The sequence below is a fragment of the Kytococcus schroeteri genome (assembly GCF_042433515.1).
GTDB lineage: Bacteria > Actinomycetota > Actinomycetes > Actinomycetales > Dermatophilaceae > Kytococcus > Kytococcus schroeteri.
The window spans coordinates 1-559 of record NZ_JBHLVH010000032.1 but is presented as its reverse complement, the minus strand read 5'-3'; the positions used below and the strand labels follow the sequence as shown (position 1 = coordinate 559).

At 56.0% G+C, this 559-nt stretch carries 1 rRNA gene; it reads left to right on the top strand.

The window, feature by feature from the left end:
• Window positions 1-559: ribosomal RNA gene (locus ACFFHC_RS11555) — 23S ribosomal RNA — on the top strand; the annotation flags it as partial.

Below are 559 nucleotides of genomic sequence, written 5' to 3'. Positions count from 1 at the left end.
AAGTGCACAAGGGAGCTTGACTGTGAGACGTACAGGTCGAGCAGGGACGAAAGTCGGAACTAGTGACCCGACGGTGGATTGTGGAATCGCCGTCGCTCAACGGATAAAAGGTACCCCGGGGATAACAGGCTGATCCTGCCCAAGAGCTCATATCGACGGCATGGTTTGGCACCTCGATGTCGGCTCGTCGCATCCTGGGGCTGGAGTAGGTCCCAAGGGTTGGGCTGTTCGCCCATTAAAGCGGTACGCGAGCTGGGTTTAGAACGTCGTGAGACAGTTCGGTCCCTATCCGCTGCGCGCGTAGGAAACTTGAGAAGGGCTGTCCCTAGTACGAGAGGACCGGGATGGACGAACCTCTGGTGTGTCAGTTGTTCTGCCAAGGGCACCGCTGATTAGCTACGTTCGGAAGTGATAACCGCTGAAAGCATCTAAGCGGGAAGCACGCTTCAAGATGAGGTTTCCATGCCCCTTGTGGGTGAGAGGCTCCCAGCTAGACTACTGGGTTGATAGGCCGGATGTGGAAGCACAGTAATGTGTGGAGCTGACCGGTACTAATAAG